The following is a 1,334-nucleotide window of genomic DNA, read 5'->3' as shown; positions in this document are numbered from 1 at the left end:
CAATACTGTCCTAAATAAAAATTATTAAAAATAGAAACAGCCTAAATACCTATTTTACATTTAGCTTTACATTTAATTTCAAAAAAGAACCCCTTGATAATAGTTTTTGGGGGTTTCAGGCGGTTGCTCAAATGGTTTGTCGAGCCAAAATTGGAGATTAATTTTAACAAAAATATTCAATCGGATAAAAGCTACCAGATTTGATAATTGCCAATTATATTTAGCGATGGATTTCAGGTATTTCAGAATGAGAATAGTGATAAGTGCCGTCCAGATTTGGATTTTCACTGCATTTTCAGAAGTTCCAATGAAGGTTTTGATGTGAAGCAACTGCTTGATATCTCTAAAAAAGATCTCAATTTGCCATCTTTGCTTGTATAATTCTGCTATGGTAGAAGCAGCCCAAGAGAAATTATTGGAAATCATTTCAATGGTTTGCTTGTTTTCATTATCCCAAATAGCCACTCTTCTTAATTTTTTTGGATATTTTTCTTTGGATAAAGGATTTGAGAGTACTATTTCTTCGTCTTTTAGGATGCTTTGAGCTCCTTTAGGTGGAAGTTCTCGTTCCTGTAAAGTTTCAAATTTCAGATTTTCTTTATGTCTTATTACGAAGAAAACACCTTTGCTGTCCCAAATAGAGAGCATTGGAAAATCGTTATAGAATCGGTCTGCAACAATGACTGCTCCCTTTTCCAAAGGAATGTTTTCCGCTCCCTTGTTATCAGCAACACTTCCTTTGGTAATATTCACATAAACAGGAAGTTTCCCGTCATATTCAAGTAAGGTATGCATTTTCACGGCTCCTTTTTTAGTTCGATATGTTGCCCAATCGAACAAAGACAGGCATAGAGAAATAAGGGTAGAATCTAATAAATAGACAGGAACTTTTATTTTGAGTTTTATCCGTCTTTCTTTCGTGTGCTGTCCTAATTGTCCTAATAGTTTGAAATACACGTCTTTAAACAAATCTGCATCTCGTTTTCCATTCTGGTAGCTAATAGAAGATTTGGAAGGTGCTGTTTTTATCCCTAAATGATTCAGGTTTCCTGTGGCACTGCGAAGCCCGTTGGAAATGTCCCGAACCGAAGTGCTTTTGGCAAAATGACAGAAAAGCATAGAAACTAAGTGGTTCCAACTATCAAATCCTTTATTTCGGTAATCGGTTTTCTTCTCAATTACTATTTTTTTGAAAATCCCTCGGTCTATTTTTGAAATGATTTGGGAAAATAATGTTAATTTTGAATCCATAAGAAGGTTTTTTTGTTGTACAACCTCAAAGATACTTTGAGTTACTTTAATTCCTTCTTATTTTTTTATTTAGGACGCTATTG

At 34.1% G+C, this 1,334-nt stretch carries 1 protein-coding gene; it reads right to left on the bottom strand.

Translation table 11 applies throughout. The annotated features are described in order from the left end of the window. Positions 1 to 78: 78 nt before the first annotated feature. A complete protein-coding gene (locus tag QO190_RS13215) occupies positions 79 to 1,251 on the bottom strand; it encodes an IS4 family transposase (RefSeq protein ID WP_371481348.1) in 1,173 nt (390 codons plus the stop codon). Between the last annotated feature and the right edge of the window lie 83 nt (positions 1,252 to 1,334).

The sequence above is a fragment of the Cloacibacterium sp. Arc13 genome (genome assembly GCF_041431305.1).
Lineage (GTDB): Bacteria > Bacteroidota > Bacteroidia > Flavobacteriales > Weeksellaceae > Cloacibacterium > Cloacibacterium caeni_B.
This window is presented reverse-complemented; position numbering and strand designations above follow the sequence as displayed.

Excerpts from the sequence above, each read along its gene's own strand:
- QO190_RS13215 (WP_371481348.1), bottom strand. The coding sequence starts at position 1,251 with ATGGATTCAAAATTAACATTATTTTCCCAAATCATTTCAAAAATAGAC.